This window comes from Nostoc sp. (genome assembly GCF_036916975.1).
GTDB lineage: Bacteria > Cyanobacteriota > Cyanobacteriia > Cyanobacteriales > Nostocaceae > Nostoc.
The window spans coordinates 1-6,313 of the sequence record NZ_JBALFF010000028.1; the positions used below are offsets into that span (position 1 = coordinate 1).

5 protein-coding genes are annotated in these 6,313 nt (G+C 40.2%); 4 read left to right on the forward strand and 1 reads right to left on the reverse strand.

Going from position 1 to position 6,313, the window contains the following annotated elements:
- Nucleotides 1–134: 134 nt before the first annotated feature.
- The 4 genes from V7K73_RS04790 to V7K73_RS04805 all read left to right on the forward strand — a co-directional run bounded on the left by V7K73_RS04790 (nucleotide 135) and on the right by V7K73_RS04805 (nucleotide 5,200).
- Nucleotides 135–872, forward strand: coding sequence for a phycocyanobilin:ferredoxin oxidoreductase (locus V7K73_RS04790; protein WP_334877616.1), 738 nt, complete (start codon nucleotides 135–137; stop codon nucleotides 870–872).
- Between the two features lie 860 nt (nucleotides 873–1,732).
- Nucleotides 1,733–3,157 (forward strand): HlyD family efflux transporter periplasmic adaptor subunit, encoded by a 1,425-nt coding sequence (locus tag V7K73_RS04795; RefSeq protein WP_334877618.1) that lies wholly within the window; start codon nucleotides 1,733–1,735, stop codon nucleotides 3,155–3,157.
- 44 nt (nucleotides 3,158–3,201) lie between these two features.
- The gene (devC, locus tag V7K73_RS04800; protein WP_334877620.1) at nucleotides 3,202–4,356 is read left to right on the forward strand and encodes an ABC transporter permease DevC; all 1,155 of its coding nucleotides are present in this window, start codon (nucleotides 3,202–3,204) and stop codon (nucleotides 4,354–4,356) included.
- A gap of 133 nt (nucleotides 4,357–4,489) precedes the next feature.
- The gene (locus V7K73_RS04805) at nucleotides 4,490–5,200 is read left to right on the forward strand and encodes a DevA family ABC transporter ATP-binding protein (RefSeq protein ID WP_334877622.1); all 711 of its coding nucleotides are present in this window, start codon (nucleotides 4,490–4,492) and stop codon (nucleotides 5,198–5,200) included.
- Nucleotides 5,201–5,280: 80 nt separating this feature from the next.
- On the opposite strand, the gene V7K73_RS04810 is transcribed toward V7K73_RS04805, so the two are convergent.
- Nucleotides 5,281–6,099 (reverse strand): hypothetical protein, encoded by an 819-nt coding sequence (locus V7K73_RS04810; RefSeq protein ID WP_334877624.1) that lies wholly within the window; start codon nucleotides 6,097–6,099, stop codon nucleotides 5,281–5,283.
- Nucleotides 6,100–6,313 lie beyond the last annotated feature (214 nt).

Consider the following 6,313-nt stretch of genomic DNA (forward strand, 5'->3'; position numbering starts at 1 on the left):
AACTCCCAACTCCCAACTCCTAACTCCTAACTCCTAACTCCTAACTCCTAACTCCTAACTCCTAACTCCTAACTCCTAACTCCTAACTCCTAACTCACCACTGTTTTGCCCAATTCCCATCAAGTATTATATATATGTCATTTACTTCTATACCCTCGCTGCGTGAGCAACAACATCCCCTAATTCGTCAGCTAGCTGATTGCATTGAGGCAGCTTGGCATCAGCACCTGGATTTATCGCCCTACCATTTGCCTGATGAGTTGGGGTATGTGGAAGGTAGACTAGAAGGCGAAAAACTGACGATTGAAAACCGTTGCTATCAAACGCCCCAGTTCCGAAAAATGCACTTAGAATTGGCAAAAATCGGAAATATGCTAGATATTTTGCACTGCGTCATGTTTCCCCGTCCAGAATACAACTTGCCGATGTTTGGTTGCGATTTAGTTGGGGGTAGAGGGCAAATTAGTGCAGCGATCGCAGACCTTTCTCCTATCCAATCAGAGCGCACTTTACCAGAATCTTATACTTCTGCACTGACACAGCTAACAGTGCTTAACTTTTCCCAACCCCGTGAATTACCTGAATGGGGAGATATTTTTTCGGATTTTTGCATCTTTGTGCGCCCCAGTTCCCCAGAAGAAGAAACAATGTTTCTCTCGCGGGTGCGAGAATTTTTAGATATTCATTGCACGCAAGCGATCGCCTCACATCCTGTTTCAGCTGAACAAGTTACACAAAATCTCGCCGGACAACACAACTACTGCACCAAACAGCAGCAAAACGATAAAACCCGCCGCGTACTAGAAAAAGCCTTTGGCCTAGCTTGGGCAGAAAATTACATGACCAAAGTTTTATTCGACCTCCCAACTTAATCATCCCCTCATCTCCCCCATCTGTAGGCTCTGTTACGTTTTCGCGTAATGGATAAATGTAGAATTCATTCAACGAGAGTTTAATGGAGTCCCAAAACAGCAACAGGGAGAATAGTAAGGTCTTTGAAGCGAATATCACAAAATGGTTTGCTGTCTTGGTAGGTGCAAGCAACTAGCCCTACTAAGTCATTGACCAGAAAGTTAAGGAAACTCTAATGTTAGAAATGCTCAAGTTGACAGATATTTTTTAGTTAATTAATCCTTGATTCACTTAAGGAAGACTAACTTTTTTACCAAGATTGTACCCAGCAAAGGCAACAGTCTATTTTTGACATTTCTTTTCGATTTTGTGACTAACTATAGCCCTAGTGTAATGTAGCAGTAAAGTACCGCATCATACCAATTTGGGATTTTGTGTAGAGACATGAGATATCGCGTCTCTACATCTAGATTCATACTGCTTGTAAATTCTGCTAACTTCCATTGCACTCATGTCTCAATAATACTCAGAGTTATTGAATAGCCCGCTACTATAGCGTTTCTCAGTATCAATACAGACCTAACAAGAACAGCCCCAACCCTACAAGGGTTGGGGAGTAAGTAAGCTTCAAAGCCTCTCTCCTTAAAGCAAGAGAAAAATGCAAGTAAGGTCAAAATGTATTGCATACAAACAAGACATCGCTATAGAAAACACTATTTTGTAAAACCATAGTTTTGTAAAGCCATAGTGTTAAGCGTTCATCACACAATGGATTTTAAGCTTTAAACCACTGTTGTTTGTCCTAAGCGGCTGGCTGTTGATTAAAAACCTTTTTATTTTTACTTCCATCAGCACAATTCAGGTAAATGGGCAACATACTATGTCAAGGGTGACTGAAAAGCCAAAGCCAACTGAGCAGGCATTTAATCAAGAACAACCTAAGATTTGGTGGGGTATCGCTGTAGCTGTGCCAGTAGTAATCGCGGCTGGGATACTAGGTACAGCTAAAATCGAGCAGCTTAAGAAACTAACTACATCTGTTCCTGTAATGCCATCTACCAATAGCATTAGTGCTGTAGGGCGTTTGGAACCGCGAGGCGAAGTTGTTAAATTGTCTGCCCCATCATCAGGATTAGCGCCATCCTCACGAATTCAGCAACTTCTGGTGAGAGAAGGTGAACAGGTAAAGCAAGGCCAAATTGTCGCAATTTTAGACAACCGCGATACCCAAATCGCTGGACTACAAGAGGCAAAAGCCAAAGTCCAAGAAGCGCGTGCGAATTTAGCGCAAGTCAAAGCCGGATCTCCAAGAGATATTCAAGCCCAAAGAGCAGTTATTGCTCGCCTACAAGCCCAGTTAATTGGCGAAAGGAATGCAGGACAAGCGACGATCGCACGGGTTGCAGCCCAGTTAAGTGGGGATAAACTCGTTCAACAAGCAACCGTGAATCGCTTAGAAGCTGAACTCAGTGGGCAAAGAGATACTCTTAGAGCAACGCTTACACGTACTCAAGCCGAACAGCGCAATGCTCAAGTCGATGCCGGACGCTATGATTATTTATACAAAGAAGGTGCTATTTCTCAGCAAGAGCGCGACAGAAGACGCTTGAGTGCAGTAACTTCTAATCAACAGGTGGCGGAAAGCCAAGCTACCTTAAAGCAAACATTGGCAACTCTACGACAGCAACTTGCCGAAGCTAGAGCTACCCAAATACAAAATTTAGCAACTTTGCAACAGCAGCTAATCGAAGCCAAAGTTAACCGTGATAAAACTGTAGCAACTTTGCAAAGACAAATCGATGAAGAAAAGGCCAAACTGAGCAGAATTTTAGATGTTAGTCCTACCGATGTCCAAGTAGCGCAAGCCCAAGTTAGTAATGCGATCGCAAATATCAGAAAAGCCGAAGCAGAACTAAGGTTAAGCTACGTTCAAGCACCAATCGCTGGAGAGATTTTAAAGATTTATACCAAATCAGGCGAAGCGATCGGTGCAAATGGCATTGCTGAAATTGGACAAACTAGCCAAATGTTTGTGATTGCTGAAGTCCCTGAAGACAGTATTGGTAAAGTGCGTATTGGTCAAAATGCCACTATCAGCAGTGATAATGAAGCATTTAGCGGCGAATTAAAGGGAACTGTTACTGAAATTGGCAGAAAAATTGGCAAAAAAGATGTATTGAATACAGATCCAGCAGCAGATGTGGATGCCAGAGTTGTAGAAGTTAAAATTGCTCTACCTCCAGCAGATAGCCAGAAAGTTTCTGGTTTAACTTACGCCAAAGTTGTTGTCGAAATTAATAATTAATTACGAATTACGAATTATTTGAACTCTGCTTGGATGCCTATAAAATGACTCAAAAAATACCTCTGTCGTGGCTACAACTGACAAGAGAAAAAACTCGTCTAACTGTAGCTTTAGCAGGAATTGCTTTCGCTGATATCTTAATGTTTATGCAACTCGGCTTCCGAGATGCTTTGTATTATAGTAACGTTCGATTCCATAACAGCTTGCAAGGCGATATTGTTTTAATTAACAGTCAATCTAGCGCTATCCTGGCGATGAGGGGTTTTTCTCAACGGCGGTTATATAAAGCTTTAGAGTTACCCGCAGTCCAATCAGTACATCCAATATATTTGGACTTTACAATCTGGAAAAATCCTGTAACAGGCCGTCCTCGCAGTATCTTGATATTTGGCATGAACCCAGAAAGTAACCTAGTTAATTTACCTGGAGTTCCAGAAAATTTAAATAAACTTAAATTACCTGATGTAGTTTTATTTGATCGTTCTTCTCGGCTAGAATATGGGCCAATTGTTACTAATTATGAACAAGGAAAGACTGTAACAGCAGAAGTGCGAAGGCGGCGAATTAAAGTAGAAGGACTATTTACATTAGGTGCATCATTTGGGGCAGATGGAAATTTAATTACAAGTGATATTAACTTTCTGCGAATATTCAGCAATCGTCAACCAGGATTAATTGATATCGGGCTGATTAGATTAAAACCGGGGGCCGATGCTAACATTGTTGCCCAACAACTACGAAAGTATTTACCTAAAGAGGTCAATGTTTTAACTAAGCAAGAATTTATTGATTTTGAGCGGAATTATTGGGCAAATAGTACAGCAATTGGGTTTATTTTCACATTAGGGACTGTCATGGGTTTCATTGTAGGGACTGTGATTGTTTATCAAATCCTTTATACAGAAGTTGCAGATCATTTAGCTGAGTACGCTACTCTCAAGGCAATAGGTTACACACAAAAATATTTATTAACAGTCATTCTTCAAGAGGCTTTACTGTTAGCTGTTTTAGGATATTTTCCTGGCATAGTATTTGCTTTTTTTATGTATGATAGCGCTAAAAAAGCAACACTTTTACCAGTTTTTATGAGTTTTGATCGGGCGGTAATGGTGTTAATTTTGACTATATTAATGTGTATTATCTCTGGAGCGATCGCAGTCCGAAAATTAAGTTCTGCCGATCCAGCAGATATATTTTAATTAATTTAATCTTAATTAAAACATATTTTCTAAAAAACCTAGTTTACAATTAACACTAAATGAATATTTTTTCTGATTAAGCAGGATAGTTAAAATAAAGATTAAAAATGCTAACATTATAATTAATAAAAAGATGATACAAAAAGAACCTGTAATTGCCATTAAAAATCTCAACCACTACTATGGCAAAGGCGCACTAAGAAAACAGATATTATTTGACATCAACCTAGAAATTTATCCAGGTGAAATTGTAATTATGACCGGGCCATCAGGTTCAGGTAAAACCACATTACTGAGCTTAATTGGGGGTTTGCGGTCTGTACAAGAGGGAAGTTTAAAATTTTTAGGTGAAGAACTCGTTGGCGTCAGTCAAAACAAACTGGTGCAGATGCGACGCAACATTGGTTATATCTTCCAAGCTCACAATTTGCTAGGGTTCTTGACAGCAAAGCAAAATGTGCAAATGGCGGTAGAATTGAATGATAATATTTCTCAAGCAGAAGCAGTGGCTAAATCAAAAGCCATGCTGGGGTCTGTTGGTCTAGAAGAACGAGTTGATTACTATCCAGACAATCTTTCTGGTGGACAGAAACAAAGAATTGCGATCGCCCGCGCCTTAGTTAATCGTCCCCCACTGGTGCTAGCAGACGAACCAACAGCAGCTTTAGACAAACAATCAGGACGCGATGTTGTGGAAATAATGCAAAGTTTAGCCAAAAATCAGGGAACTACTATCTTATTAGTGACACACGACAACCGCATTTTAGACATAGCCGATCGCATCGTAGAAATGGAAGATGGTCTTTTAACCCGTAATTCCCCCAATGCAGCTATTGGGTCATGATTTTAGTCATTAGTACATTTATCCTTTGTGAATGACTAATGACTAACGACCAATAACCAATGACTAATAACAACCATAATTTATTGTCTAGCCGAGCCTGATTTTTTCATTCCAGGTGGGTTTGGCGGAGTTGGGGTATTTGGTTGGCGACTAGTACGAAAAGTCACATTCACGCCTTCATTTGATTGCTCCAACACCAGTAGAGGCGTAGGTTTAGCTTTTTGATCCCAATGCATACTAGCAATGCGACCTTGAATTGTTGGTTGCCAACTATCTTCGTTTTCTGTGGGGCTTAGGTAAGTTTCTATACAGTCAATAATTTGACTAATAGTTGCAGAAGTCGCTTGCGTCGGTAACTTCATTAATCGGATTTGAATCCGAAATAGTACTCTTTTAGCACAGTTAGGCGGAGTACCAGTTTCATACTCTACATCAAAAATTTCATCTACTTGCCGTGCAGCGTTATTAGCAATTCCGACTGAGCCAAGTTGTGCTTGATTTGGACGCAGGGCTTGAGTAACTTTTTCTTTGATCTGAATTTTCACTTGATTAAGGATTGCAAAATGAAACACTTCTTCTGCCATCCGCATTCGCAGATAATCCAGGTTAAAGTCCCGTGAGTTGACCAAATCGGGATTAGTCTCCATTTTGCGAATCGTTTCCAGCGCCAGCTTAAATTTTTTATCTAATTCTCGCGCACGGAATTGTTCAAACTTAAGTTTTTTCTCCAGCTTATTCATCTGGAGCTTACTATACACTATCATTGCAATCACCGCTAAAGCCAGTCCTCCAGAAGTTGCCAGCAATAATACTGGTATTTGAGGATTACTTGCTGGCACTTCCTGGGATGCCTTTTTAGGCTTTCCTGGGGTTTGGGCAAGAAATATCGAAGTGGACATGATTGGAAACTGAAAAACTTGACTCCTGATGTTTAGGATGCCCAAATATTCAATCCCATCTTGCTGTATGATTAATATTTTTTACAGCCTTTTACAAATTACGTATGTCCAGACACCAGAGAACCTATCCCACTAATAAAATTCTTTGAATCCAAATATGAATAGTAGCAAGATCAAGAAATGCATCAAAATATACTTTTCGACGTTCCCAGCG

Excerpts from the sequence above, each read along its gene's own strand:
- V7K73_RS04805 (WP_334877622.1), top strand. The coding sequence starts at position 4,490 with ATGATACAAAAAGAACCTGTAATTGCCATTAAAAATCTCAACCACTAC.
- V7K73_RS04810 (WP_334877624.1), bottom strand. The coding sequence starts at position 6,099 with ATGTCCACTTCGATATTTCTTGCCCAAACCCCAGGAAAGCCTAAAAAG.
- V7K73_RS04795 (WP_334877618.1), top strand. The coding sequence starts at position 1,733 with ATGTCAAGGGTGACTGAAAAGCCAAAGCCAACTGAGCAGGCATTTAAT.
- devC (WP_334877620.1), top strand. The coding sequence starts at position 3,202 with ATGACTCAAAAAATACCTCTGTCGTGGCTACAACTGACAAGAGAAAAA.
- V7K73_RS04790 (WP_334877616.1), top strand. The coding sequence starts at position 135 with ATGTCATTTACTTCTATACCCTCGCTGCGTGAGCAACAACATCCCCTA.